General features: G+C 60.8%; 29 protein-coding genes, 1 tRNA gene, 2 rRNA genes and 1 pseudogene (1 of these 33 cut by a window edge). 3 read left to right on the top strand and 30 right to left on the bottom strand.

From position 1 onward, the window contains the following. Positions 1-24 precede the first annotated feature (24 nt). Positions 25-333, top strand: coding sequence for a hypothetical protein (locus tag ACZ1HK_RS16230; protein WP_472629568.1), 309 nt, complete (start codon positions 25-27; stop codon positions 331-333). Next, positions 249-425, top strand: coding sequence for a PfkB family carbohydrate kinase (locus tag ACZ1HK_RS16225; RefSeq protein ID WP_472629567.1), 177 nt, complete (start codon positions 249-251; stop codon positions 423-425). The genes ACZ1HK_RS16230 and ACZ1HK_RS16225 overlap by 85 nt, the downstream gene beginning before the upstream one ends. Here ACZ1HK_RS16225 and ACZ1HK_RS16220 read toward each other — a convergent pair. From ACZ1HK_RS16220 to ACZ1HK_RS16155, 14 genes and pseudogenes are all read right to left on the bottom strand, one after another. Then, positions 422-1345, bottom strand: coding sequence for a hypothetical protein (locus tag ACZ1HK_RS16220; protein WP_472629566.1), 924 nt, complete (start codon positions 1343-1345; stop codon positions 422-424). The genes ACZ1HK_RS16225 and ACZ1HK_RS16220 overlap by 4 nt on opposite strands. Before the next feature lie 63 nt (positions 1346-1408). Beyond that, on the bottom strand, positions 1409-1717 hold the full coding sequence (locus ACZ1HK_RS16215; protein ID WP_472629565.1) for a Dabb family protein: 309 nt from the start codon (positions 1715-1717) through the stop codon (positions 1409-1411). 11 nt (positions 1718-1728) lie between these two features. Then, a pseudogene (locus ACZ1HK_RS16210) lies at positions 1729-2967 on the bottom strand (glycerate kinase type-2 family protein). Continuing rightward, on the bottom strand, positions 2964-3971 hold the full coding sequence (locus ACZ1HK_RS16205) for a LacI family DNA-binding transcriptional regulator (protein ID WP_472629564.1): 1008 nt from the start codon (positions 3969-3971) through the stop codon (positions 2964-2966). The pseudogene ACZ1HK_RS16210 and the gene ACZ1HK_RS16205 overlap by 4 nt, the downstream one beginning before the upstream one ends. 9 nt (positions 3972-3980) lie before the next feature. After that, positions 3981-4619 (bottom strand): DUF993 family protein, encoded by a 639-nt coding sequence (locus tag ACZ1HK_RS16200; RefSeq protein WP_472629563.1) that lies wholly within the window; start codon positions 4617-4619, stop codon positions 3981-3983. A gap of 25 nt (positions 4620-4644) precedes the next feature. After that, positions 4645-5145 (bottom strand): DUF993 family protein, encoded by a 501-nt coding sequence (locus ACZ1HK_RS16195; RefSeq protein ID WP_472629562.1) that lies wholly within the window; start codon positions 5143-5145, stop codon positions 4645-4647. Positions 5146-5148: 3 nt separating this feature from the next. Further along, the gene (locus ACZ1HK_RS16190) at positions 5149-5982 is read right to left on the bottom strand and encodes a GMC family oxidoreductase (protein ID WP_472629561.1); all 834 of its coding nucleotides are present in this window, start codon (positions 5980-5982) and stop codon (positions 5149-5151) included. Continuing rightward, positions 5933-6739, bottom strand: a complete 807-nt coding sequence (locus ACZ1HK_RS16185; protein ID WP_472629560.1) for a GMC family oxidoreductase — start codon at positions 6737-6739, stop codon at positions 5933-5935. Before ACZ1HK_RS16185 ends, ACZ1HK_RS16190 begins: the two co-directional genes overlap by 50 nt. A gap of 6 nt (positions 6740-6745) precedes the next feature. Next, a complete protein-coding gene (locus ACZ1HK_RS16180) occupies positions 6746-8152 on the bottom strand; it encodes a 3-ketoacyl-ACP reductase (protein ID WP_472629559.1) in 1407 nt (468 codons plus the stop codon). Between the two features lie 14 nt (positions 8153-8166). Next, positions 8167-8880, bottom strand: a complete 714-nt coding sequence (locus ACZ1HK_RS16175; RefSeq protein ID WP_472629558.1) for an FAD-binding protein — start codon at positions 8878-8880, stop codon at positions 8167-8169. Between the two features lie 116 nt (positions 8881-8996). After that, a complete protein-coding gene (locus ACZ1HK_RS16170) occupies positions 8997-10109 on the bottom strand; it encodes an ABC transporter ATP-binding protein (protein ID WP_472629557.1) in 1113 nt (370 codons plus the stop codon). A 5-nt stretch (positions 10110-10114) separates the two neighbouring features. Then, positions 10115-10996, bottom strand: a complete 882-nt coding sequence (locus tag ACZ1HK_RS16165; protein WP_472629556.1) for a carbohydrate ABC transporter permease — start codon at positions 10994-10996, stop codon at positions 10115-10117. Beyond that, entirely contained in the window at positions 10996-11904 is a 909-nt protein-coding gene (locus ACZ1HK_RS16160; RefSeq protein ID WP_472629555.1) for a carbohydrate ABC transporter permease, read from the bottom strand. Before ACZ1HK_RS16160 ends, ACZ1HK_RS16165 begins: the two co-directional genes overlap by 1 nt. A gap of 77 nt (positions 11905-11981) precedes the next feature. Beyond that, entirely contained in the window at positions 11982-13229 is a 1248-nt protein-coding gene (locus ACZ1HK_RS16155) for an ABC transporter substrate-binding protein (protein WP_472629554.1), read from the bottom strand. A 340-nt stretch (positions 13230-13569) separates the two neighbouring features. Here ACZ1HK_RS16155 and ACZ1HK_RS16150 point away from each other — a divergent pair, with 340 nt between their 5' ends. Further along, positions 13570-14523: a LacI family transcriptional regulator gene (locus tag ACZ1HK_RS16150; protein WP_472629553.1), complete on the top strand. Its 954-nt coding sequence runs from the start codon at positions 13570-13572 to the stop codon at positions 14521-14523. Here ACZ1HK_RS16150 and ACZ1HK_RS16145 read toward each other — a convergent pair. The 16 genes from ACZ1HK_RS16145 to ACZ1HK_RS16070 all read right to left on the bottom strand — a co-directional run. Continuing rightward, positions 14499-16022 carry an aldehyde dehydrogenase family protein gene (locus ACZ1HK_RS16145; RefSeq protein WP_472629552.1) on the bottom strand — a complete coding sequence of 508 codons (1524 nt, stop codon included), beginning with the start codon at positions 16020-16022 and terminating at the stop codon, positions 14499-14501. The two genes, ACZ1HK_RS16150 and ACZ1HK_RS16145, sit on opposite strands and share 25 nt — an antisense overlap. A 3-nt stretch (positions 16023-16025) precedes the next feature. Further along, positions 16026-16682, bottom strand: coding sequence for an enoyl-CoA hydratase/isomerase family protein (locus tag ACZ1HK_RS16140; protein WP_472629551.1), 657 nt, complete (start codon positions 16680-16682; stop codon positions 16026-16028). Next, positions 16643-16792 carry a hypothetical protein gene (locus tag ACZ1HK_RS16135; RefSeq protein ID WP_472629550.1) on the bottom strand — a complete coding sequence of 50 codons (150 nt, stop codon included), beginning with the start codon at positions 16790-16792 and terminating at the stop codon, positions 16643-16645. Before ACZ1HK_RS16135 ends, ACZ1HK_RS16140 begins: the two co-directional genes overlap by 40 nt. Next, positions 16789-17097 carry a hypothetical protein gene (locus tag ACZ1HK_RS16130; protein ID WP_472629549.1) on the bottom strand — a complete coding sequence of 103 codons (309 nt, stop codon included), beginning with the start codon at positions 17095-17097 and terminating at the stop codon, positions 16789-16791. Before ACZ1HK_RS16130 ends, ACZ1HK_RS16135 begins: the two co-directional genes overlap by 4 nt. Then, a complete protein-coding gene (locus ACZ1HK_RS16125; protein WP_472629548.1) occupies positions 17087-18361 on the bottom strand; it encodes an acyl CoA:acetate/3-ketoacid CoA transferase in 1275 nt (424 codons plus the stop codon). Before ACZ1HK_RS16125 ends, ACZ1HK_RS16130 begins: the two co-directional genes overlap by 11 nt. 1 nt (position 18362) lies before the next feature. After that, the gene (locus ACZ1HK_RS16120) at positions 18363-19355 is read right to left on the bottom strand and encodes a Gfo/Idh/MocA family protein (RefSeq protein ID WP_472629547.1); all 993 of its coding nucleotides are present in this window, start codon (positions 19353-19355) and stop codon (positions 18363-18365) included. A 98-nt stretch (positions 19356-19453) separates the two neighbouring features. After that, positions 19454-20521: an ABC transporter ATP-binding protein gene (locus tag ACZ1HK_RS16115; RefSeq protein ID WP_472629546.1), complete on the bottom strand. Its 1068-nt coding sequence runs from the start codon at positions 20519-20521 to the stop codon at positions 19454-19456. Positions 20522-20527: 6 nt separating this feature from the next. After that, a complete protein-coding gene (locus ACZ1HK_RS16110) occupies positions 20528-21511 on the bottom strand; it encodes a carbohydrate ABC transporter permease (RefSeq protein ID WP_472629545.1) in 984 nt (327 codons plus the stop codon). Between the two features lie 37 nt (positions 21512-21548). Further along, the gene (locus ACZ1HK_RS16105; protein ID WP_472629544.1) at positions 21549-21968 is read right to left on the bottom strand and encodes a hypothetical protein; all 420 of its coding nucleotides are present in this window, start codon (positions 21966-21968) and stop codon (positions 21549-21551) included. Next, entirely contained in the window at positions 21965-22486 is a 522-nt protein-coding gene (locus ACZ1HK_RS16100; protein WP_472629543.1) for a carbohydrate ABC transporter permease, read from the bottom strand. The genes ACZ1HK_RS16105 and ACZ1HK_RS16100 overlap by 4 nt, the downstream gene beginning before the upstream one ends. Next, the gene (locus ACZ1HK_RS16095) at positions 22465-23028 is read right to left on the bottom strand and encodes a carbohydrate ABC transporter permease (protein ID WP_472629542.1); all 564 of its coding nucleotides are present in this window, start codon (positions 23026-23028) and stop codon (positions 22465-22467) included. Before ACZ1HK_RS16095 ends, ACZ1HK_RS16100 begins: the two co-directional genes overlap by 22 nt. Positions 23029-23048: 20 nt before the next feature. Then, positions 23049-24317, bottom strand: a complete 1269-nt coding sequence (locus ACZ1HK_RS16090) for an ABC transporter substrate-binding protein (protein ID WP_472629541.1) — start codon at positions 24315-24317, stop codon at positions 23049-23051. A 283-nt stretch (positions 24318-24600) separates the two neighbouring features. After that, entirely contained in the window at positions 24601-25047 is a 447-nt protein-coding gene (locus ACZ1HK_RS16085; protein ID WP_472629540.1) for a MarR family winged helix-turn-helix transcriptional regulator, read from the bottom strand. Between the two features lie 222 nt (positions 25048-25269). Then, positions 25270-25346 (bottom strand) — tRNA-Met (locus tag ACZ1HK_RS16080). A 77-nt stretch (positions 25347-25423) separates the two neighbouring features. After that, a 5S ribosomal RNA gene (rrf, locus tag ACZ1HK_RS16075) occupies positions 25424-25538 on the bottom strand. A gap of 90 nt (positions 25539-25628) precedes the next feature. Next, positions 25629-26782, bottom strand: a 23S ribosomal RNA gene (locus ACZ1HK_RS16070); it runs 1701 nt beyond the window's last position.

Here is a 26782-nt window from a genome sequence, read left to right as displayed (position 1 = left end):
CCGCCGCTGACCTGCCTCGAGGGGATGCTGGCGCTGTGCGATTACGTCACCCCAAACGAGACCGAGGCAGAGGAATTGACCGGCTGCCGAGTGACGGGGCCGGAGGATGCGCTGGAGGCCGCGAAAGCCTTGCTGGCGCAAGGCGTGCGGAAAGGGCGCACTGATCACCTTGGGCGAGCAGCGGATCGCTGTTTCTGGGATGGCGCTGCAGGCCATCCACACGCCGCCAATACAGCGCGGGACCGGTGGTGGATACCACCGGCGCCGGAGATGCGTTCAATGGCGGCTTTGCCACGGCATTGGCGGCGGGCCGTTCGGTGGAAGACGCGCTGAAATTCGCCACGGCCACCGCAGCACTTTCCGTCACGAAACACGGCACAGCCGCGTCCATGCCAACCCAATCCGAGATCGAGGCGCTGCTTTAGCCCTCCTCGTCCGGCTTAGGATCGAGCGAGCTTTCCACATCCGCCACCCAGGCCACGATCCCATCGCGATGGGCGCTTGGCACTGTCTCCAGAAGCGTGTCGCGCAGGCCCGGCCATTGCGGCGATTGGTAGAGGAACCGCATCCGGTGGTAGTGCAGGATCACCGCATCGGGCGTCTTGGAATAATCCCCGCGGTGCGAGAGCGAGTAGTTGTGCAACTCATTCAGCACGCGGGTCTTGTAGCCAAAGCGTTTGATCGTCAGCGGCAGGCTGATCTGATCCAACCAGGGGCGCTTGTTGGCAATCTTGCAGCGCTTGTCAAAATCCAGCGCCGTGTCCAGCCAATGCTCCGGGAACCGCAGGCCATCCTTGGGATGGGCCGCTTCGGGAAACGCGATGAAGCCCGCGTTGTAATAGGGCACATATTCCATCTTTGTGCCGCGCAGCAGGCGCACGCGCTCCGTCGGCACGGTCATGTCGAAATGCGCGTAGGCGCGGGTCCAGCGGGCATTCTTGCCACCCCATGTCGGGCGCCCCTCCGGCGCGGCGCTTACGGTATCGGGCGCAAGCTCCATGAACTCCGCCAGGCTCCGCGTGCAGGCCATGTCGGTGTCCAGAAAGATGGAATGCGTCGTCCCGCGCGTGTCGCACGCCGCAACAATCTTGTTGCCGTGCGGGTACGGCCCTTTCCACTTGGGTGGCTTGGCCAGCGTGCGCAGCTCGACCCCGCAGACCTCGAACATGGCGTGGGTCAGATCGCTCAGCTCTGGCCGATACGCCTCCGACACATAGGCGAATTGCTTGACCCGATCGTCCCCATCATGGGCAGTCTTCAGGCTGGCCGCCAAGAGCCACGACTGCTTTTCAAGCCGCACACCATCGGCGACGTAGAAAAGACCCAGAGATGTTTGGTCGGCCATGGCGGTTGGTCCGCGATTGTCTGCTCTGCCGACACCTTGCCCCGGATTGCCCCTGCGCGCCAGTCAGACCTCCAGATCCGAGACGAAAATCCCATCCGCCCCGTTCCGGCAATTCGCCACCAACATCCCGCCCGCGCGTTGATGCTCAGGGTCAGCGGCATAGGCCTCAAGCGCCGCCTGATCTTCGAACATGCAGGTGAAGCCATAGGGATAGGCTTGTGACTTCTTCTCGAAATCGCGGTTCGGCCCGTGGTGGAAGGCAATCATTCCCGGCAGGTTCGACGCCACCTGTTCAAGGATCGCCATCGCCTCATCAAAGGCGGCCTGCGCTGTGTCGGACGCCGGTTCAAGCAAAACAGTGTGGATCAGCATGTCAAAGTCCTTCAGGAAGCCGGGCCGACAAGGATGGCACGGAAATCGTTCACGTTGGTGAGGGTCGGGCCAGGCGCGACCTGATCGTCAATGGCGGCAAAAAAGGAATGGGCGTCGTTGTTGGCCAAAGCCGCATCCGGGTCGATCCCGGCAGCACGGGCCTTGGCCAAAGTATCTGGCCCGATGACCGCCCCCGCAACCTCGGCAGCCCCATCGACCCCATCCGTATCGCAGGCGATGGCGTGGATATTGGCAGCGCCCTGCAACTCGATTGCCAAGGCCAAGGCGTATTCCGCATTTGGGCCGCCGACACCGTCACCGCGGCGCGTGACGGTTAACTCGCCCCCCGACAGGATCAGCGTGCCCGGCTTGGCGGCTTTGGCGATTTCGGCATGGGCAACGGCGACATGGCGCGCCTCACCTTCAATCGAGATCTCCAAGGATCTCGACGTGAAAGCCCTGCTCCTCCGCCAGATCGGCGGCAGCGGCAAGCGATTGCGACGGGGCGGCATAGATCACATTCTCAACCCGGGCGAGGCGCGGATCGTCAGGCAGAACCGGATCGCCGCCTGCCTCAAGATACGCCCGGATCGCGGGCGGCGCGATCACCCCCCATTCATCCAGCGTATCCAGCGCTTGCGCAGCAGGGCCTGTATTGCCAACCGTCGGGCCACTGGCGATGTCGCCGGGACTGTCGCCCGGCACGTCCGAGATCATCAGGGTCAGCATCCGCGCAGGATACGCTGCCACCGCAAGTCGCCCACCTTTCACAGCGGACAGCTCCTTGCGGACGCCATTGATCTCACTGATCGGCGCGCCTGAGGCCAAAAGTGCCTGTGTCAGCGCCTGCTTCTCCGTAAGCGTGATGTCACCGGCTGGCGCGGTCAGCAACGCAGACCCGCCCCCGAAATCAGCGCGAGCACAAAGTCATCTTCGCCCGCTGTCGCGAGAATTTCGAGAAGGCGCTTGGTGGCTTGCTCTCCCGCCGCGTCGGGCACGGGATGCGAAGCCTCGACGATTTCGATGCCCTGACAGGGGCGCGCATAGCCGTAACGGGTGATGACGAAGCCTTCACAAGGCCCCCACTCGGCCTCCACCGCTTCGGCCATGCGGGCACTGGCCTTACCCGCCCCGATCACAAGGACGCGGCCTTCGGGTTTTGGCGGCAACGCGGCAGCAAGCGATTGCATCGGGTCAGCCACCTCAACCGCACGGGCAAAGAGAGAGCGGAGGAAAGCGTCAGCGTTCATGTAATTCGTCCCGTGCTAGAGGTGCGGGCCACCAGATCGACCGGAGCACGATGATCAGGCGGTGGTGTTTCGCTATTTTGCATCCAGGCCAACAGGCGATCCGCCGTGGCGCGGGCAAAGCCGTCAATATCGCAGGCCACAGAAGACAGTTGCGGCCAGACCAAGGCACAATCCTCGATGTCGTCAAACCCGACGATGCGGAAATCTGTTCCCAGAACCATGCCCGCCCGGGCGAAACCGGCGTGCAGGCCAAGGGCCACAAGATCGTTGAAGCAGACGGCAGCATCCGCGCCGGCCTCGATCAACGCAGGGGCCGTCTCAACCCCGAATGCGCGCGTGCTGCGCCCGTGAAACGTGATCGGATTGGCGCCCACGCGCTTCATCTCAGCCAGATAGCCGGATTTGCGCTCTTCGGTGATCTCGCGCCCCTCAACGCCGCCAACAAAGGCGATGTTTTGCGCGCCCTGGTTCATCAGATGGCGCGTGGCGCGCGCGGACCCGGCGGCATAGTCGAAGCTGGCGAACGGGAACAGGCCCGTGCGCGCGTCGGTCTTGCGCAGGACCTGAATGGCCGGAAGGCCCGCGCGCTCAATCTGGTCAAACGCCGCGCCGCCATCGCCATAAGCAGGAGAAACGACAAGGGCCGAGACGCCGTGTTCGATCATGGACCCTACGAGTTTGGCTTGCAGGTCCGCGTCCTCATCAGAATTCGCGATGACGGTCGCGTAGCCTTTCGCGGCGAGCGTCATCTGCAGAACAGTAGCGAATTCCGTGAAGAACGGGTTGCGCAGATCGTTGATAACAAGCCCCACAAGCCCAGCCGATTGAGAGCGCATCTGCGCCGCGGCGCGGTTGTAGACATAGCCGATCTCCGCCATCGCGCCCCGCACCGCCTCGCGGGTTTCGTCCTTCACCTGCTTGGAGTTTTGCAGGACAAGCGACACCGTCGATTTGGACACGCCCGCTTTGGCAGCAACGTCAAGAATGGTGGGGCGGCGGCTCATGGCGCGTTGTTATCCGCCGAAACCGTGTATGGAAAGCAGCTGTTGCATCCGGTGCGTGGCAAGGTCCGGGTCGGTCAACAGGCGGGCCTGATCCGCCAGACGGAAGACCTCGGCATAGTGGGTGATCTCGCGCGAGGATTGGAAGCCTGCGGGCATAATGAAGTGGGTTTGATAGCCGTTCAGCCATGACAGGAACGCGATGCCGGCCTTGTAGTACTGCGTTGGGGCTTTGAAGATTTCGCGACTAAGCGGGACGGTGGGCGCGAGAAGGGCGTGGTAGGTCGCGCGATCGTTTTGAGCGAGCGCTTCAAGGGCTTGGCTCGCTGCCGGGGCGATGGCCGCGAAGATGCCAAGAAGCGCGTGGGAATGGTGCGTGCCGTCCCCTTCAATCAAGGGCGCGTAGTTGAAATCATCGCCGGTATAAAGGCGCACACCTTCGGGCAATTGGGCGCGGAAGGTTTCTTCGTGGGTCTGGTCGAGGAGTGAGATTTTGATGCCGTCGATCTTGGCAGCGTTGCGTTGAATGAGGTCCAGGACGATCTCGTTCGCCTCGTCCACACTGGCACCGCCCCAATAGCCCGTCAGCGCCGGGTCAAACATATCGCCAAGCCAATGCAGTATTACCGGCTGCGTCGCCTGCGCGATCAAATCGTCATAGACACGAGCGTAGGTCTCAGGGCCTGCGCCAATGGCCGGAAGGGCGCGCGCTGGCCATAAGGATCAATTGGCCGTCTTCAGCCTCGATGGCTTCCATCTGTTCCGTGTAGGCGGCCTTGATGCGGACGGGATCGGTCAGGTCTTTCAGCGGCACATGATCCGTCCCAGCCCCGCAGGCGACACGGGGTTTCATCGGATGGGCCTTGGCCGCGCGCATCGTGCGCTGGATCAGCTCTTTCGCCGTATCCCAATCCACGCCCATGCCACGCTGTGCGGTGTCCATCGCCTCGGCCAGGCCAAGACCCTGATCCCACAGGTTTTCTCGGAACCGCAATGTGGCGTCCCAATCGACGGCGGGGCGGCCTTGCCACGGATCACGCTCGTTCAGCGGGTCGCTGACGACATGCGCGGCGGCAAAGGCGGTGCGGGTCAGCGGGACCATTGGCGGGCGCGGAACCAGCGGGTCCCCCATGAGGGCGAAGTCTTCCAGCGTTCCTGCGTAAGTTGGCAGTTTCATAGCCTAAATCCCGTGATCTTCGCGGATCATGTCGGCGGCCTTCTCGCCAATCATGATCGTGGGCGCGTTGGTGTTGGAGGAGACGACATTCGGCATGATCGACGCATCCGCGACGCGCAGCTTCTCGATGCCATTGAAGCGCAGGCGCGGCGTGACCACCGCACTGTCGCCCGGCCCCATCGCGCAGGTGCCCGCACAATGGTGCGAGGTCTTGGAATGCTGGCAGATGAAGTCGAAATAGTCGTCGTCGGTTTGCACATCCGGACCGGGTAGGCGTTCGGCCTTGATGAAGGGTTTCAGCGGGGCCTGGCTCAAGATCTCCTGCGTCAGCTTCAAGCCCCGGATCGACATGGCCCGATCCTGCGGGTCGGCACAGTAATTCGGGTCGATCAATGGCGCCTTGGTCGGATCCGCCGATTGCAACCGGACCGAGCCCCGCGACCGCGGGCGCAGATAGCAGGAATTCAACGTCACCCCACCCTCCGGCATGGCGGCAACCCCCGCCTCAATCCCTGTCCCAAGACCCAGATGGAACTGCAAATCAGGCGACCGTGCATCCGGGTCGGCATACCAGAACCCGCCCGTCTCGAAGAGGCTTGAGGCAACAGGTCCGGTCTTCGTGAACAGATACTGCAAACCCGCCAAGGCACTCAGATGCGGCTTGGCAAACCGGTCATAGGTGTGCGGACCCGACACCTCGCAAATGCAATAAAGATCAAGGTGATCCTGAAGGTTCGCACCCACCTTCGGCTGGTCCAACAGCACATCAATCCCAAGCGCGCGCAAATCATCCGGCAGGCCCAATCCCGCTGAGTTGCAGCAGACGCGGCGATCCAATGGCGCCCGATGACAGGATCACCTCTGTCCCCGCATGGATCAGCGACCGATCCAGCATCTCGACGCCCACCGCCCTGCCCTTGTCAAACAGCATCCGCCGCACCTGCGCGCCAAGCTTCACCGTCAGGTTCGCACGCCACCTATTGGGGTGCAGAAACGCCATCGCAGCCGACGAACGGCGCGCGTTTTTCTGGGTGAGCTGGTAGTACGCCGCGCCCTCCTGCACCTCACCCGTCACATCCTCGTTGAACGGAATGCCAACTGCCTTCGCCGCCTCGAAATAGGCCTCGCAAATCGGCAAGGGCGCGGCGGGTTTCGACACGCCAAGCGGCCCGTCCTGCCCGTGATAGCGGCCCGAATAGGTGTCATTGCCCTCGGACTTGCGGAAATAGGGAAGGACATCCTCATAGCTCCACCCCTCACACCCCATCTGCCGCCATTCGTCGTAATCAAGCGGATGGCCCCGCGTGTAGATCTGCGCATTGATCGCCGATCCACCGCCGATCACCTTGGCCTGCGTGTAGGTGAACACCTTGTCTTGCATGTGCTTGTTGCGGAACGTCGTCGACCAACCCCAAGACCCAATGCCCTTGGTCATCTTCGCGAACCCGGCAGGCAGGTGGAAGAACGGGTGACGGTCCGATCCTCCAGCCTCCAACAGGCAGACGGAGACATCCGGGTTCTCACTCAACCGACTGGCAATAACCGACCCGGCCGAGCCGCCACCGATGATCAGGAAATCGTAGGATTCAGTCATGGGTCCTCAGAAGCTCTGGATTGTCATGCCGCCATCGACGGGGATCACCGCACCGGTCGAATAGGCGAAGTCACCACGCGCGAGCGGGACCATGACTGCGCCGATATCGGCGGGTTGGCCCCAACGGGCTTGCGGGATCAATTCGGGAATGTGGGGATTGTAGCGGTCAGCCACAGGGGCGGTCATTGGCGTTTCAATGATGCCCGGACGGATGTCGTAGACGCCAATCCCCTCGGTCGCCAACCGCAGCGCGAAGGCTTGCGCAAGCGAGGCTGTGGCAGCCTTCGACGCATTGTATTCGGCACGGTCCGGGTTGGTCATGGACGCACTGACAGAGGTGATGAATGTAATGGACCGAAAAGGATCAGCAGGTTGGGACAGCATCCGCCGCGCAACTTCTTGTGCAAGAAAGAACGCACCGCGCGTGTTGATGGCGTGGCAGCGGTCGAAACTCTCCGGCTTCATGTCCAACAGGTCGCCCCGCTGAATGGCTCCAACCCCGGCGTTGGACACGAAAGTGGTGACAGGTCCAACGGCGTCGAGCAGCGCGGGAATGGCGCCGATGTCGCGGACATCATGCTGGTGGTAGCTGGCCTCGAACGGCAGGTCCGCGGCAGGCTGCTCGGACGCGATGGCAATCTGCCAGCCCGCGTCAAACAGTGCCTGCGCAATACCAAGGCCGATGCCCTGCTGCCCACCTGTAATAAGCGCCTTCATGTGGTGTCCTTCAGATAGCTCAGCTTGCCGCAACGCAATTGCGGCGATGGTCAGCGACGGGTTCACCGCCGCCGAGGTCGGCAAAAGGGACGCGTCACAGATGTACAGGTTATCAAGGTCATGGGCCTTGCCGAACGGGTCACAGACCGAAGTCGCCGGATCGTCCCCCAACCGCGCCGTGCCACATTGATGCGACGGCGTGCGGCGGTCAAAGGCCTTGGACAGGACAACCGGGAAGCCCGCCTTCTTCAGCGATGTCTTGAGCCGCGATACCAGCGCAAGATGCGCCTCCCAGTTTGAGCGTTTCCAATCGAGCACGATGTCATCCCCCTGCACCGTCACCCGGCTATCGGGGTTCGGCAGGTCCTCGGACATGGCGTAAAAATCAATCGCGCGGTTCGCGATCAAAGCCGCCAATGGCTTGGGCAGACCCGTCTGCGCCGCAAGAATCGGGGTAGAGACACGGCCCAAAAGCTGCACATTGCCCAGCCCTTCGGCATACCAATCGTTGATCTGAAGGGTCTTCTGGTAGACCGAGCGATTGCGCCTATGGCTCAACGCCAGAACGGCGCTGGCATTGTGGTTCATGAAGTTGCGGCCAACCTGATCGGAGCTGTTTGCAAGCCCGTTGGGATGGCCCTTGTTCGCCGAACGCAACAGCAAGGCGGCGGTATGCACCGCGCCTGCGGCAATCACGATACGCGGGGCGGTCAGGCGCCCCCGGAAGTGATCAGACCCGTAACACGGTCTCCGTCAGTCTCGATCCTACGCACGGTTACACCGGTGCGCAGGGTGATGTTGGGGTCTTCCATCGCATAGGCCAAAGCCGCGCTTTCCGCGTCGAGCTTGCCGCCATTGGTGTCGGGATGCGCATCCCACGGTGTGGCCCCTCGGGCGAGCCAGCGATCGAGGTCCACGGCAAGCGGAAGTGGCGATGGGGTCAGCCCGATACGCTTCAGGCGAATGGCGAGATCGACAATATCGGGTTCGTGGGGGACGGGCGGAAAGGAATAGGGCGCGTCGTGCGGCGGCTCCGTCGGGTCGGCGCTGATATCGCCGCGCACTTTGAATAGAACCTCAGCGCGCGCATAGAACGGCGCGAGTGTTGCATGGTCGATGGGCCAGTGCTGCGCGAAATCCGCTTCGCGATACCGCAACATCACGGCGCCGTAGAACTTCGAGTTGCCACCGACATAGGCGTAGTTGCCGGGATTGAAGCGATTGCCATCCGGGGTGAGCCAGGTCTCATCCGGGCGGTAATGGCCGTCCCGGAAAATCGCGTCCGCGTCGCGCGCTTCTGGGCTGTCCCGAAGCAACTGGCCGCGCTCAACGATCAGCACTTTGAGGCCGGAGCCCTTCAGTCCCGCCGCAAGTGTCGCGCCCCCCATGCCGGAGCCGACGATGATGATATCTGCGTCGCTCATTGCCCTCTCTGCATATATTTGGAACGTTCCAATTCCAAGTCCAAAAAAGACTGGTGCACTACAATTGTAGTTACAGAAAAACTACAGAATAATTACGCGATAATTACACGCGGTTTTCAGGCAATCCGCGCCTCGGTTTGCGGGTCGAACAGGACGGCCTTGTCCATGTTCACGGCAAATTCGAACGGCTGACCCGGGTTCGCTTCCGCATCCGCACGCATCCGCGCAACGCAATCCTTTCCACCCAGCGACATCGTCACAAACGTGTCGGCGCCCGCCGGTTCTGTGACCGTAACCTGGTTGGCCAGGCTCTGGATATTCTTCGCATTTCGGTCTGCGCCCTCGGGATCGGTGATGGCTTCGGGCCGGATGCCGAGCATCACGGATTTGCCGACATAATTGCCGTAAGCGTCCGGTGCATCTTCGATCCGAAGATGTTTCGGTCCGTCTGCGCCCGCAACTTCCGCATGAATTGCGCCATTCATTTCAATCAGTTGCGCCGGAAGGACATTCATGGCCGGCGATCCCATAAACGTCGCAACGAAGATGTTCGCGGGCGTGTCGTAGATCTCCTTGGGCGTGCCGAGTTGCTGGACGTAGCCGTCATACATGACCGCGATCCGGGTGCTGAGCGTCATCGCCTCGATCTGGTCATGCGTCACGTAGACGATGGTCGTGCCAAGCTTCTGGTGCAGCTTCTTGATCTCGGTCCGCATGTCGACACGGAGTTTGGCGTCGAGGTTCGAAAGCGGCTCATCAAACAGGAACACATCCGGGTCCCGCACCAACGCGCGCCCCATCGCCACGCGCTGACGCTGCCCGCCCGACAGTTGCCCCGGCTTGCGATCCAGCAAATTCTCAATCTGCAAAAGCTGCGCCACCTCAGCCATCGCCTTGTCCCGTTCCGGCTTCGGAGTCCCCTGCATTTCAAGGCCAAATGTGATGTTCTGGCCGACCGTCATGTTCGGGTAGAGCGCGTAGGATTGGAACACCATCGCGATGTTGCGCTTGGACGGCGTGATGTTATTGACCACGCGATCCTTGATCGCAATCTCGCCCGAAGAAATCCCCTCAAGCCCCGCAATCATGTTCAAAAGCGTGGACTTGCCGCAACCGGACGGGCCGACGAGGACAAGAAATTCACCCTCATCCACCTGGATGTCGACCTTGTGCAGGACCTCCACCGCGCCATAGGATTTGGTGACGTTGTTGATGTCGAGAAAACCCATCGGACTTATCCTTTCACGGAGCCAGCCATCAGGCCGCGGACGAAGTATCGACCGGCCACGATGTAGACGAGAAGTGTGGGACCGGCGGCCATGATGGCGCCGGCGAAGTGGACGTTGTAGGGGCGCTCACCCGTGGACGAGTTCACCAGATTGTTGAGCGCGACCGTCATCGGCGCGGCATCGCCCGAAGCGAAGGACGCGCCGAAGAGGAAGTCGTTCCAGATGTTGGTGAACTGCCAGATGCAGCAGACAGCGATGATGGGGCCGGAGGACGGCAACATGATCCGCCAGAAGATCTGGAAGAACCCGGCCCCGTCGATCTGTGCGGCACGCACAAGCTCGGTCGGGAAGGCCGCGTAATAGTTGCGGAAATAGAGCGTCGAGAAGCCGATACCGTAGACAACGTGGACGAGGATCAAGCCATAGGTGGTGCCTGCAATCTCCAACAACCCAAGGATGCGCGCCATCGGGATCAGGACGATCTGAAACGGGATGAAGCAGGAGAAGAGCAGCAGGCCGAAGATCCATGTCGCGCCACGGAAGTGCCATTTCGTAAGGACATAGCCGTTCAACGCGCCAAGGACGGTCGAGATCGCAACGGCGGGCACCGCCATGGCGATGGAGTTGATGAAGTACGGACGCAAGCCGGTGGGTTCGACCCCGATCTGGGCAGTCGACCATGCGGAAAGCCACGGCTCGATCGTCCACTCGTTGGGCATGGCAATCATACCGCCAGACGTGATTTCATCCAGCGGCTTGAGCGAGTTCACCAGCATGATGCCAAGTGGCATCAAGTAGAACAACGCGAAGAGCAGCAGGAAGAGGTAGATGAAGGTCCGCGTCACGTTGGAAGAGCGGATCGCAGTGTCTGACGATGCAACGGCCATCACTTCTGCTCCTTCAGTTCAGCGTAGAGGTAGGGAACCATGATGGCAGCGATGGTCATCAGCATGATGACGGCTGACGAGGCGCCGATACCCATCTGGTTCCGGGTGAACGTGTATTCATACATGAAGAGGGCTGGCAGCCATGTGGAGGTGCCCGGCCCGCCGTCCGTCATCGCAACGACGAGGTCGTAGGACTTGATGGCGAGGTGCGACAGGATCACGAAGGCGCTCAGGAAAGCGGGCCGCAGCTGTGGCAGGATGATCCGACGGTACATCTGGAAGTTCGACGCGCCGTCCATCTGGGCGGCCTTGAGGATTTCATTGTCGATCCCGCGCAGGCCCGCGAGGAACATGGCCATGACGAAGCCGGAGCTTTGCCAGACGGCGGCGATGACGATGGTGTAGATTGCCATGTCGCTGTCCTTGATCCAGTCGAACTGGAAGCTTTCCCACCCCCAGCGGTGCATGGTTGTCTCGAGCCCGATGGCCGGATCGAGGATCCATTTCCACGCGGTGCCGGTCACGATGAAGCTGAGTGCCATGGGGTAAAGGAAGATCGGGCGCAGAAAGCTTTCGCCGCGGATTTTCTGATCAAGGAAGATCGCCAGCAGCAGTCCGATGATCGTGGAAATCACGATATAGAGGCCCGCGAAGATGCCAAGGTTGACGATCGCGGTGTCCCACTGGCGGACGCGGAAGAGGCGTTCGTAATTCTGCCAGCCCACCAGATCGTAGGACGGCAACATGCGGCTGTCGGTGAAGCTGAGGTAGATGGTGAAGGCGATGAAGCCGTAGACGAAGATGACCATCACCGCGAAGGACGGGGCGAGCACGATCTTCGGCAGCCAGGTCTGCAGGCGCGTGCGGAAATCCGCACCGCTGTCCAGCATGGGATCGGTGGCGGCCATTGGGCCTCTCCTTCGAAATCGTGTGGTTGTCTTGGGGTGGACCGGCCCCGATGTCAGGGCCGGTCCGAAGTCAGTGATTACTGAGCCAACTCAACTGCGGTGACCATTTCTTCGGCCGCCGTTTCGGCGTCGAACTCACCGTTGAAGTGCGCAGTGATCACGTCATACATCGCGTTCTGGATCGACGGCGGGTTGGCGTGGCCGTGGGCCATGGAGCCAAACAGCGTGCCTGCATCACCGGCAGCGGCCAGATCGGCCATGGCGGCCTGACCACAAGCGTCGAACGAGGACGGGTCGATGTCGGTCCGTGCAGGCGCAGAGCCTTTGACCACGTTGAACGCGATCTGGAATTCCGGGCTCATCACGGCAGAGGCCATTGCGACTTGGCTGTCTGCAGCGTCGCCTTCGACATTGAACATCGCGAACTGGTCGGAGTTGAAGGTCACGGTGCCTTCAGACCCGGGAACGCGGAAGCACTGGAATTCTTCACCAGCGGTCATGCCCGCGTTGACGAATTCACCCTTTGCCCAGTCACCCATGATCTGGAACAGCGCTTCGCCGTTGATGACCATGGCCGTGGCGAGGTTCCAGTCGCGGCCCGAGAAGTTGTCATCCACGAACCCGCGCAGGGTTGCCATGCGGTTGAAGGCTTCGACCATCTCAGCGCCGCCAAGCGCTTCGGGGTCGAGGTCAACGAAGGCTGCCTGATAGAATTCGGGGCCGCCGGCGCCCATTGCGATCGAGTCGAAGATCGTGGCGTCCTGCCAAGCCTGACCACCATGGGCCAGCGCGGTGTAGCCTGCATCCTGTGCGGTCTGCATGGCTGCGACGAACTCTTCCCAAGAACCGGGCTGTTCAATGCCAAGCTCTTCCATCAGGGCGGTGTTGGCCCAGACCCAGTTGGTCGAGTGCACGTTCACCGGGGCGGCAACCCAGTTGCCGTCATAGGTCGAGAAGGCCTGAAGGGCTTCTGGAACAACTTCGTTCCAGTTCTGCTCTTCCGCCAGGGCGTTCAGGTCCGCCAGCGCGCCTTCGGCGGCCCAGTCCTGGATCGCGAAGCCGAGCATCTGCACGGCGGTCGGCGGATCGCCTGCGGTGACGCGCGCGCGCAGAACGGTCATGGCGTCAGAGCCGCCGCCACCCGCGACCGGCATGTCGGTCCAGCCGATGCCGCCACCGGCGAGGTCTTCGCGCAGAACGTTCAGAGCGGCCGCTTCGCCACCCGAGGTCCACCAGTGCAGAACCTCAACTTCCTGCGCGACAGCGCCGGTGGCCGAAATGGCCAACGCTGCCACACCGAGGTGCAGTTTTTTCATCATGGTCATGTCGTTTCCTCCCTATTGACCAATCCCCTTACCGGGGCTGACAGAATTAAAACGTTATAAATCCGGTTGAAGTCAACCAGAAATTGAGACTTTCATCTGCAAGCATCGCTGCACAACAGCATAAATGCTTGAGTTTTTCTGCAGCGCGGAAAGATCACTCGTTGCAAGACGGCTATTGAAACGTTTGAAATCCCGCGCAATATAGAGCGCGATGCAACTGAAAGGCGATCTCTCGCCATGAGCCGCGAAACGACCGATCTGCCGACCGCTGCAAGCGGTGAAAAACCCACCCTGCGCAGCCTTGCGGAGACGACGGGTTTCTCTGTCGCGACGGTCAGCCGTGCGCTGGCGGACGATCCGCGAGATCGCTGCGAAGACACGGGCGCTGGTGGCCGAGGCGGCGGCTGTCGCGGGATATGTACCGGATCGCGCCGCGCGGCGATTGCGGACGGGCCGGACGCAAGTTGTCACACTGCTGTTGAATACCGAACATGAATTTCTGGGCTTCACGCACGAATTTCTTTCGGGGATCACCGAGGCGCTGCAGGGCACCGGATATTCCGTCAATGTCGTGCCTGATGATGTGGGCGACGACCGCCTCGCACCGGTCCGCAACATCCTGCGCAACCATTTGGCGGACGGTATCCTGTTCACGCGGACTGAGGCATTTGACCCTCGCGTCCGGCTGCTGATGGAGAACGATTTTCCCTTTGTCAGCCATGGCCGGACCGAATTCACCGCACCCCATCCGTACGTCGATTTCGACAATGAAGCATTCGCCCGTCAGGCCGTCCAACGGCTGGTCGCCAAGGGGCGCACGCGGCTGTCGCTTATCCTGCCAGAGGACCGGTTCACCTTTACCCAGCATCTGCGCTACGGCTTTTTGAGCGAGGCGCGGAATGCGGGCGTGGAGCATGAAATCGTCGATGGTGTCACCCTCGACAGCCCCGCCGCGCGCATTGCGGAAGCCTTGCGCGCTAGCCGCGCGAGCGACACGCCGCCCGACGGCTATGTCTGTGTGGGGGAGGTCACCGCGCTGGTGACCTTGTCCGCGATGGCCGATAGTGGCGCTGTTCTGGGCCGAGACGCCGATGTATTTGCCAAACGCGCCTCGCCGATCTTTGACAATATTCGCCCTCGCATCGACACCGTGTTCGAGGATTTGCGCGAGACCGGGCGCAAAATGGCCGAAATGCTGATCCGACGCATGCAGTGGGATGATCCCGCCAAGCTGACGCACATGCTGGTGCCAGATTTCGAGCGCTTGCATCATTCGGAGGACACCCAGGGCTGACGGGTATTGCCGATGCGCATCTGGACGGTTTTGACTTCCAGGAATTCATCGAGGCCGTAGCGCCCGAGCTCACGTCCCTGCCCGCTTTCCTTGACGCCGCCAAACGGCATTTCCGGATAGCCATCCATCCAGGTATTGGTCCAGACAGTGCCCGCCTGCACGCGCCGCGCGAACTCCAGACAGGTGGACATGTCGCGGGACCAGACACCGGCGGAGAGACCATAAGCTGCATCGTTGCAGAGGCTTAGCGCCTCATCGAGGGTCTTGAACGTTAGGACGGACAAGACAGGACCGAACACCTCTTCACGCGCGATTGGCATCTCTGGGCGCAGGTTGGTAACAACGGTAGGCTGGTAGAATTGTGGGCCAACGCCGTCGACGTTTAGGGCGGCACCACCTATGGCGACCTTGGCACCGTCAGCGACAGCCTCCTGCACATAGCCGTCGATCTTCGCCATATGCTCGGGGCTGATGATCGCGCCGACCTGTGTAGCGGTGTCGAGCGGATCGCCGAACGGCACTTTGCGGCTGAGTGCCACGACCTTTTCGGTCAGAGCCTCCGCCACGTCCTCGTGCACAATGATGCGGGACCCGGAATTGCAGCACTCGCCCGCATTGAAGTAGACGCCAAAGGTGATCGCGTCTGCCGCTTGGTCGAGATCGGCGTCGGGGAAGATGACTTGCGGGTTTTTGCCGCCAAGCTCAAGCGAGACCTTCTTGAGGGTGCCAGACGCCGCCGCACTGATGCGTTTGCCGACGCCGGTGGAGCCTGTGAAGCTGACCATATCAACGCGAGGATCAGTTGATAGAACCTCGCCAACCGGGTCTCCGAAACCCAGCACGATGTTGGCGACGCCTGCGGGCAGGCCTGCTTCGATCAGCAATTCGCCCAGGATACAGGTGGTGGACGGCGTCAGCTCGGACGGTTTGATGACTGCTGTGCACCCTGCGGCGAGTGCAAAGGGCAGTTTCTGAGAGATGATAAGGAACGGGAAGTTCCACGGTGTGATGAGGGAGACGACGCCAATGGGCTCTTTCAGCACAACACCCAACATATCCGCGCCAAGGCTGTTGTGGCTGTCGCCGTGGATCATCCGGGCGAGGCTTGCGGCATAGCGCCAAAGGTCAGCCGCACCCGCAATTTCAGCCTTCGCCTGGCTGATCGGCTTGCCGGATTCCAAAGTCTCGATCAGCGCAACGCGATCTAGGTCACGCTCAATCAGGTCGGCCACTTTCAACAGGATCGCTGCGCGGGACGCGCCGCTCGAGAACGCCCAGTCCCCCTGATCAAAGGCGGTTCGAGCGGCTGCGATGGCGGCGTCAGTATCGGCCTGGCCGCCCTTGGCCGCTGTACTGACGAGTGCGCCATGGGCGGGGGAATGACGCTCGGACACTCCGCCATCGGCACTGTCCTGCCAAATGCCACCAATCAGGTGACGGGCTTTGAACGGGTCAGGGATCGTTGCACCGGCAGAGGGGATCACACGCAATTCGGTCATATCTCAGGTCCCTGGAAAATCAGGTTTGCGTTTGTCTTTGAAGCTCGCGACGCCTTCAGCGCGATCATCCGTGGCACCAATCATCCCGCCGCCCAATGCCTCAATCAGCGCGGACCGATCTTCGCCAACGGCCGCGTGGATCTGGTATTTGGCCACCTCGTGGGCGCGCGGACTGGCCGTTGCGGCCTGTTCGGCGATGGCTACGGCCACGGCCAAAGGATGTTCCGCAACTTCGGCCACGAACCCCAAGGACCAGGCCTTGTCGGCGGTCAGCTTGCGGCCGAATAAGGCCATTTCCTTCACCACAGGCTCAGGCAGCAGGCGCAACAACCGGTTCGTCCCGCCCCAGCCGGGCACGATACCCACTTGCGCCTCCGGGAGGGAAAGCGTGGCCATGGGTGCCATGACGCGGATGTCCGCGCAGGCGGCCAGCTCCAGACCGCCGCCCATCGCGGGCGCGTGGATTGCGGCGATGGTGGGGATCGAAAGCCGCGCGAAGCGGTCGAAGATGCGGTGTCCGTCACGCACCCAGTTTCGGGCAAACTCAGTCGGGCTGAGCGCTCCCCAGGCCTTGATGTCAGCCCCGGCGCAGAATGCTCGGTCGCCCTCACCGGACAGGATCACGGCCCCGATCTGGGGGAGCGCTCCAGCGCGGCGCACGCGGCTTCAAGCTGCTCAAGCATCTCGGTCGTGAGCGCGTTCAGCTTCGACGGGTTGTCGAGGCGGATGCGGGCGATTTTGCCTTCCATATGAAGGTGGACGGCGCTCATAGACTTAGCCCCATCGGCGCATCGCGCAGCAGGGAAACGGGCATGACAGTGGCGTTTTCGGCCACCGATACGCGCCCCTCCGAGGCCGCGATGATGTCGCGGTCGGGATCGATGCCGGGCATGATTTCATGTGCCACAAGACCATTATCGCCCAAACGCATCACGCAACGCTCGGTAATGTATTGGATGTCTGCTCCTCGCGCCTTGGCACGGCGGCCGGCGAACGTGACATGTTCGACCGCATCCACCATTTTCGTAAACTTGCCGGGCTTGGCGACGTGCAGGCCGGTCTCGCTAAGCTCCAACTGCGCACCGGCTTCGAAATAGCCAGCAAAAGACGACTTTCTTTGCGTGCGCCGTGATGTCGACAAATCCTCCACACCCGGCAGTCAGGTAGGGTTTCTTCCCGAGTTTCGAGACGTTGACGTTGCCGTCCACGTCGACCTCCATGAACGACAGGAAAGACACGTCGAACCCGCCGCCCTGAAAGTAGCTGAACTGGTTGGGCGATGGCACGAAGGCGTCTGCGTTGGAGGCACAGCCAAAGGCGAAGCCAGTCAGGGGCATACCGCCTACGGCCCCCTGCTCGATGGCCCAGGTGACAGCGTCATGGGCGCCTTCTTCTAGCAGAATGCGTGGCACCAAGGCCGAAATGCCAAAGCCGAGGTTTGCGGTCATGCCCGCCTGCAGCTCCATCGCAGCGCGGCGCGCGATGATTTTCTCAACGCCGTACTCCGCATGGCTAAACGACGACCAGGGCCGCATGACTTCCCCCGAGATGGCGGGGTCGTAGGGTGTTTCGGTGGTCTGTTTCTGGTCCGGGGCGAGTACGATAAGATCCACGAGATGACCGGGGACATGAACGTCGTGGGGCCGGAGGGATCCCGCTGCGGTCATACGCTTGACCTGCGCGATCACCACGCCACCGTGATTGCGTGTGGCAATCGCCTGGTCGAGACCGCCCAGATAGGCGCCTTCATGTTCGTAGGTCAGGTTGCCATTCTCATCGGCAGTGGTGGCGCGGATGATGGCGACGTCCGGCACAATGTTGGGGAAGTGCAACCACGTATCCCCTGCGAACTCAGTGCGGTGAACAATGGGGGCTTTTGCAGCGACCTCGTTCATTGTGCACCCTTCGCGGATCGGGTCCACAAACGTCTCCAACCCCACTTGCGTTAGAACGCCGGGGCGGCGGGCGGCGACGTCACGGTGCATGTCATAAAGGATGCCCGATGGCACGTTATAGGCAGCGACGCGATCTTCAACGACCATCTGCCAGATGGCCGGCATCGGCAGCGATGAGGGGCCGGAGGGGTAAGATCCACCAATGATCCGCGCAAGCAGCCCATCCTTGGCGATATGGTCCACGCCCTTCACGCCGTACATGTCACCCGCCGCAATCGGGTGGATCGTGGTCAGATTGCGCGGCGCGCCTTCAGCATCAAACCGTTCACCCAAAGCTTGTAGAACCGCATCAGGGCAGCCAAGCGCCGAGGAGCTTGAGACGGTGACAACCGCGTTGTCCTGGATCCGCTCCACGGCCTCGGCGGCTGTGACAAGTTTCGACATGTCAGATCCCACCGTAGTCAACGGGCGTGCGTTGGCCAGTTTCGGCGGCCCGCGATACGGCAGCGGCGACAGCCAGAGATTTGACGCCATCCACGCCATCCGCAGCCGGGCGGCCCTCGCCCGAACATGCTTTGGCAAAAAGATCAACTGCACGCTCATAAAGGGAGTGGCCAGAGTATTCGACGGCTTGCTCACCACCATCAAAACGCAGCGTGACTTCACCAATGGGTTGCTGTGTCATCACGTTGCGGGCGATGATTGATCCTTCGGTGCCATGCACCTCGATCCCTGTTCCCGCGTAGGCGTGGGTGAAACTTTCATGAGTCTGGACCATTGCACCAGACGGCATCGACCAGAGCGACATCGCGCTGTCCTCGACCCCCTGCCCCATGCCGCGCGACGTCTTCGTGGCTGCCACGTCGACCGGGTCCTCACCCAGGTGAAAGCGGACGGTATCTGCGTCGTGGACCGTGATATCGGGGATCACACCGCCGCCGGCATCAGGGTTGTCGATACGCCAGCCCTGAAGATGCGGCGGCAAATGAACGGCATGAAAGACGCGGACTGAAAGGACATCACCGATCCGACCCGATGTGATCAGATCGCGGATCGCGAGGTGTGAGCCCGCGTTGCGCAAATGGTGGTTGGTACCGAACGTGACGCCAGCAGCGTCCGCGGCCTGCACCATTGCGACCGCATCCGCGACGCTCATCGCCAAAGGCTTTTCGCACAGCACATGCTTGCCCGCCGCAATGGCAGCCATCGCTTGGGGCAGGTGCTTTTCATTGGTGGTTGAGATGTAGACGGCTTCCACGCCTTCCATCGCGTTATCCAGGTCGGTGACGCCAGCAGCGATCCCGTGGGTGGCGGCATAGCTGGCCGCACGGTCAGGGCTAGATGATAGGACGGTTGCAATATGTCCGCCGGAGGCGCGGATCGCGCCGATCATATGCTCGGCAGCAATAGTGCTGGCACCGATCAATCCCCAACGCATGCTTTTCTCCGGTTGATTTGGAACGTTCCTATTCTCAGTTTATTGGAACGTTCCACATGAAGAGTCAAGCGCAGATCATCAGGGAAGTGTAAGCCCTGCTACTTTGAGCAGGACAGGCCAGTGTCGAGGTCGAACAGGTGCGCAGATCCTGCATCAATGGCGACATGCTGCACCGTGTTGGGCTGGATGTTCACCTGCCCCGAAAGTTGCATGGCGAATTCCTCGGCCCCGTCGACTGAGCCATAGACAAAGGTTTCCGTGCCCAGTTGCTCGACGGCACGCACCTTCAATGGGATACCGCCATCGGCGGGTGACGTGTGGCTAGGTCGCACCCCCAGTTCGACGGCCTGATTGGGGCGCAAATTGAACCGGCTCGTATCCATCTGCACTTCGGCCCCACCTTCACTGACGAACGCGCCGCCTTCGCCGATTGTACCTTTGACGAAATTCATCTTGGGCGAGCCAATAAAGCCCGCGACGAACCGGTTGGCGGGGGCGTTGAACAACTCCAGCGGCGGCCCGAATTGTTCCAGCTTCCCGGCACGCAGGACGGCGATCTTGTCGGCCATGGTCATGGCCTCAACCTGATCGTGGGTGACGTAGACCATGGTGTTGCCCAGGCGTTTGTGAAGCGCGCTGATCTCACCGCGCGTCGCGACGCGGAGTTCTGCGTCGAGGTTTGAGAGTGGCTCATCAAACAGGAACACGCGCGGCTCGCGCACCACGGCGCGGCCAATGGCGACGCGCTGGCGCTGGCCACCGGACAGCTGACCGGGCTTTCGGTCGAGGTAATCCTCGATCTGCAACATGCGGGCGGCTTCATTAACGCGCTGGTCGATCTCGTCACGTGGGGTGGAGATATTCTCCAGCCCGAAGCTGAGATTGTTTCGAACCGACATATGCGGGTAAAGCGCATAGCTTTGGAACACCATGGCAAGGCCCCGCTCGGACGCGGTGACGTTGTTCAGGACCTCGTCGTCGATGGCGATCTCACCGTCGGTGATCTTCTCCAACCCCGCAATCATGCGCAGAAGCGTGGACTTGCCGCAGCCCGAGGGGCCTACAAACACGCAGAATTCGCCGGACGCAACGGTGATGTCGATGCCGTGGATCACATCGACGGGGCCGTAGGATTTCTTGACGTTGCGCAGTTCGAGAAGGGCCATAGCGGGTTATTTCATCCCTGTATTGGCAATGCCGGTGGTGATGTACTTCTGCAAGAAGATGAACACGAGGGTCGTCGGGATCAGAGAGATCACGGTCATCGCAAGGCGGTAATGCTCCTGGCTGACCTGCTCACCCCGGAAGGCCAGCAGGCACAGTTGGATCGTATAGGCCTCCGTGTTTGTGGAGATTGCGATCATTGGAATGATCAGATCGTTCCATCGCCAGATGATCGACAGAATGCCGAGCGCAGCGATCGCCGGAAGGGCCAGCGGAAGGACGATGCGCCAGAAGACCTTCCATTCCGACGCGCCGTCCATCCGGGCCGCTTCGAGCAATTCGTCAGGGATCGTCAGCATGTATTGGCGCAGCAGGAACACGCCCGCAGGCGTAGCCGCACCCGGCACGATCACACCCCAGATCGATCCGGACAGCCCGGTCGCGTCGATGGCCTTGAACACCCCAACCAACGTGATCGTCGCGGGCACCATCAGCGTGGCGAGGATCAGCACAAGGAAGAAATTCTGCCCCTTGAACGTGTATTTGGACAAGGCAAAGGCTGCCATGGAATTGATCAGCAGCGTGATGAGAGTCGCGATCACCGTCACGAGGACAGAGTTCGTGATGCACGTCGTGAAGTCGATGGTCAGACCAAAGGCGTCCCCCGCAAGAGGTTCTGCGTAATTCTCCCACGCCGGCGAAACGTTGCGGGTGGCTGTGACGGTGTCAGCCGGCAGACGGACGACACCCTCGATGGCGCCGTCCACGGCGCGGCCGGGGAAAAATTCGGACGTCGCATTGGGATTTGGGATCGCCCATTGCATGACCTCACCCGTTTCCGGGTTAGGCGCAGTAACAAGGGCCTGGGTAACGATGCGGTTGGGCTCATAGGGCGGCTGGCCCAAATATTCCAGAAGGAGGCGTTGCTGATCTTCGTTCAGCGGAGTAACCACTGCATCAAGATCAAAGGCCTCCCGCGCAGTCGGCGTCAACGCGCCGTAGCGGTTGAGCCAGTCTGGCAGCCCCTCCTCAGCGATCAGCCGCCTTGCAGCGACACTGACCTAGGCCCAGATGGGAGCGGAGCGCGTAAAGCTGATTGCCGTCATACCCGGCCAGAAACCCGGCAACATCCTGATCAGCGCGCTCTTCTTCGGACAGGTCGGACCAATTGAGGACCCAATCGGGCAGTTCGCCGATCACAAAGATCTCACGCCCATCGGGTCCGTTGACAGTGGCGCGTGCCACACGGTCGAAGTCGCCGGGCAGAAGAGAAAGGTCCTGCGACTCAATCTGGAATTGCGTCTTGATCGAATTCAGACCGAGCCAAAGGACCGGCAGCAGAATGATCAGGAAGCCCAGGAACAGATAGCCGTAGCTGAGCCAATCGGTCCAGGTCAGCCGCCCGCCGCGCCCTTGGGTGCGGGTCATGAAGTCCCAAACGGCACTCATCTCGCGTTCCTTCCGCTCAGGAAAATCTGGACGATCGACAAGATGGCCAGTGCGCCTGCGATGATGAGGGAGGCCGTTGCCGCGATGCCGAGGCCGTTTGGCGTTGGGTTGCCACGCAGACCGGCGGTCTCAAAGATATATGCGACGATGGAGATCCAACCGACCTGCATCGCGTAGAGCTCCTCAAAGGCCTGAAAGGCTTTGATCAGCGATAGGACGGTCACCACCAAAAGCGTGGGCATCAGAAGCGGAAGGGTGATCTTGGTGAGCACGCGCCAGGGTGACGCGCCGTCCATTTCCGCCGCCTCATAGAGGTCGCCGGGGATCGCCTGCAGGCCCGCCAACAGGATCAGCATGTAAAAGCCCAGATGCGCCCAGGTGTAGACGAAGATGGACCAGAACATCGTCCAGGCCGGGTCCACCAACCATTGGATTGGTTCATCAATCCAACCCCAGTTCATCAGCGTGATCGACAACAGGCCCTGCCGTTTCAGGATCAGCGTCCAGAGGAAGCCCACCACGACCGGTGGCTGAGCATCACCGGGTAGAAGAAGATCGACCGCCAGAAGCCGCGCGCGATGATGGGGCGGTTCAGGACAAGCGCCGTGATCAATGCGAACAGCACCATGATCGGGACCTGAAAGATCACGAAAACGGATGTGTCCAGAACCGCCTGGCGGAACTGGTCGTCTTCAAGGTTCGCCTGACCGGTGTCGATCTGCGTCTCCGCCAGCAGACGCGACCAGTTGTCGGTGCCCGCGTAGGGGCGGTCAGCGAAGTTGATGCTTTGCCCTTCAGTGAAGCTGAAGCCCACATTGATGAACAAAGGCGCAAAGGTGAAAATGCCGAACACCAGCAGGTTCGGCAAAAGGAAAACGTAAGGGAGCGGCCCGTGGCCACGCATCTTCTGCGCCAGTTCGACCGGCCAGCCGAGAACGGCCATGGCGCGGGAGCTAAAGGAGCCGGTGGGGCGGGCAACGACCGCCCCAACGATAAGATATATAAGAAAGCCAAGCGGCCAGGCGGAGCCCGCGAAAGCGTTTTGGATCGCTTCCCACATGGCCCCGCCTGCCCTTTACCTTACTCGGCGATCTGTGCGGCGACGTCCGCGTCGATGGCGGCCAGCGCGTCATCCATGCTCATCTCGCCGGTGATGACCTGCGTGATGTAATCCGGGACAACGCCATAGATGACGAAGTTCTTGGAGTAGCCTTGGAAGGTGAAGGCCTGCGGCGTGGTGTTTGCAGCTTCACCGATGGACGCAGCAAATGTCGATAGGGCCGCTGCGACTGCCGGATCCGTATCGCCATAGTCTACGCCGGATGCCTGAAGGCCCTGGTGCGCGGTGATGGACCGAGTCGCCGCTGCGAATGTGGCCGCGTTTTCCTCACGTGCAAGGAATTCGATCCACGCTGCTGCCGCTTCCGGCACATCGGTGGACGAGAACGCCACGATACCCGCGCCGCCAGGCATTGCGCCGCAGCCGCCCGGGCCGCAAGGCGCCGGAACCGCACGCCATTCAAAGTTCGTGATGTTCTCGGCGTAGTTGCCGATCATCCACGACCCCGACATGTGCATCGCAACCGAGCCATCGAGGAACAGGGGCGCCGCGTTGCGGTAGTTTGTGCCGGTGCCGGCAGGCCAGCCATCGGCGGGCATCAGGCCCGACTCGTGCCAACCTACGAAGGTCTCGGCGTAGTTGCGGAAGCCCTCATCGACGAGGATCGGCTCACCCGCATCATCGAAGAATGCGGCACCGTAAGAGAAGGCCGGGCCAGCCCAACGGTGGGCGGTGCGGTCCATTGCCAGTGCGGCGTCCATGCCGAGGGTTTCCTGAACCTCGGAAAGGGCCGCTGCCCAATCATCCCAGGTTGCGCCTGCGCCAGGCATTTCGACGCCCGCGTCGTCAAACATGGTGACGTTTACGTAGGGGCCGGTGACAGTCAGCTCGGTCGGCCAGCCATAGATGCCCTGATCCTCGCCACCAGGTGCGCGGTACCATGGCAGAACTGCGCCATAGGACGCCTCCATGTAATCTGCGTCCACGTAAGGCGTCAGGTCGAGATAGTATTGATTGAGACCACCAAGGTTGGTCACGCGGGCCACGTCGGGGGCGGCATCTGTTTGAAGCTGGTTTTCCAGCTGGTCGCGCACGATTTCGTAGCCCACGACCTCCATCGCGATGGAGTGGCCGCTTTCGGCCTCGAACGCGGCGGCCAACTCACCCAGAACATCGCATTCATTGCCATTCTGGTAACACAGGAAGCTCACTTCGTCGGCCGAGGCGGCGCCCGCGGCGACAAGAGCGGTGGCGGCACAGGTTAGCCGCAGAGTCTGCAGTTTGGTCATAAGATCCTCCCATTGGATTTTTTCTTTTGAACGAAACGATAAAAACAAGTGGGGGCGCGTCCAACCTTTATTGCGGTGCACCGTATTGGTCTCGACGTCAGCCGTTTCTTGCAGCGCGGGTTGGTAGAGCAATCCGATCAATGCTGCGATGATGTGTTTGCATTGCGCGCGCCCGGGGTAGATCAATCGTATATCAATTTAGTCGGCGCGAGCTCCTGTGTTCAGGCACGAATGTGGTGGCTAGATGCGCCACGCGAGAAATCGGGCACCTGAGATATGCGAATCATATGCGTTTTTGGTCCAAGCCCGACATTTTCAGCAAAACAGAACGCAGGAGTTTCACTTCCTCCGGTGGCAATCCTTGCACCAATTCTGCCTCGAACCGCGCCGCGGCGGCGGAGAGATCTTCGAACGTCTGCCGGCCATGCGGCGTCAAGGAGAGCGTTTCGATCCGGCGGTCTGCTTCCGTTTCTGCACGCGCCAGAAAGCGTTTGCGTTCCAATGCGGCAACTGCCCTGCTCACCTTGGTTTTGTGCAAAGAGGCCAATTCGCAAACACGCTTGGCCGACATCTCTCCGTAACAGCCAAGGTGAAACAGAACGCGCCATTCTGTGCGGAGCATTCCGTAACGCGTGCGGTAATAGGCCTGAAACTCGTGGCTGGCCGCTTCGGCCGCTTGGTTCAGGAGGTAGGGCAGGAAATGGGGAAGATGGAAATTGGGAGCCGACATGGGATTTGATTATCAGACGGCAGTTACAATTGAAACCAGTTGGGGCACACGAGCGCTATCGAGGTAGGCTTGTGCTGCACGATTGTTCGGATCATTCGGTTCCACTCGACAGGCCGCGCGACACGAAGGTTTCCGGCCTCGACGTTCAACAGGACCCACTTAGGCCAGCGAAAGACAAAACAGCGCGCGTGCGTCGCATATTCGAGTGTTTTTGATGAGATTTGGTTGCGGGGGTAGGATTTGAACCTACGACCTTCAGGTTATGAGCCTGACGAGCTACCGGGCTGCTCCACCCCGCGACAATGATTTCACCTCGGGCGTCAGAAGTGGCGTCTGAGATGAGGATCGTCAGAGAGATACGGATGTTGTTCATTAGGTTTGGCGGTGACCTACTCTCCCACACCTTAAGATGCAGTACCATCGGCGCAAAGGCACTTAACGGCCGGGTTCGGAATGGAGCCGGGTGTTTTGCTCTCGCTATGACCACCAAACCAAAAGAACAACATCATCCAAGTCGCGTACACCTGATGATTGGTGTGACGCTTGTGGTCCAATCAAGCCATTCCTGGCTTTCACTGGATCAAATCAAGCCTATCGAACAATTAGTACCGGTCAACTGAACGCATTACTGCGCTTACATCTCCGGCCTATCGACGAAGTGGTCTACTTCGGTTCTCAGGGATACCTTGTTTTGAGGGGGCTTCCCGCTTAGATGCCTTCAGCGGTTATCCTTTCCGATCATAGCTACCCAGCACTGCCGTTGGCACGACAACTGGTCCACCAGTGGATCGTTCACCCCGGTCCTCTCGTACTAGGGGCAACTCCTCTCAAGTATCCTACACCCACGGCAGATAGGGACCGAACTGTCTCACGACGTTCTAAACCCAGCTCACGTACCTCTTTAAATGGCGAACAGCCATACCCTTGGGACCTGCTCCAGCCCCAGGATGAGATGAGCCGACATCGAGGTGCCAAACGATGCCGTCGATATGGACTCTTGGGCATCATCAGCCTGTTATCCCCGGCGTACCTTTTATCCGTTGAGCGATGGCCCTTCCACGCGGGACCACCGGATCACTATGGCCGTCTTTCGACTCTGCTCGACTTGTCAGTCTCGCAGTCAGGCTGGCTTCTGCCATTGCACTCAACGAGCGATTTCCGACCGCTCTGAGCCAACCTTCGCGCGCCTCCGTTACTCTTTAGGAGGCGACCGCCCCAGTCAAACTACCCGCCACAGAGGGTCCCGGAACCGGATAACGGTCCGCGGTTAGACAACAAGAATGCGAAGGGTGGTATCTCAAGGGAGGCTCCACAGAAACTAGCGTTCCTGCTTCAAAGCCTACCACCTATCCTGCACATCCCAGTCCTGTTGCCAGTCTGAAGCTGTAGTAAAGGTGCACGGGGTCTTTCCGTCTAACCGCGGGAAGCCTGCATCTTGACAGGCAATTCAATTTCGCTGAGTCGATGTTGGAGACAGCGGGGAAGTCGTTACGCCATTCGTGCAGGTCGGAACTTACCCGACAAGGAATTTCGCTACCTTAGGACCGTTATAGTTACGGCCGCCGTTTACCTGGGCTTCAATTCAAGGCTTGCACCTCTCCTTTTAACCTTCAGGCACCGGGCAGGCGTCAGACCCTATACGTCGTCTTGCGACTTCGCAGAGCCCTGTGTTTTTAGTAAACAGTCGCCACCCCCTGGTTTGTGCCCCCAGTCAATACTTGCGTAGAAACTGGGC

Source organism: Gymnodinialimonas sp. JB5-7, from assembly GCF_055693405.1.
This window is presented reverse-complemented; position numbering and strand designations above follow the sequence as displayed.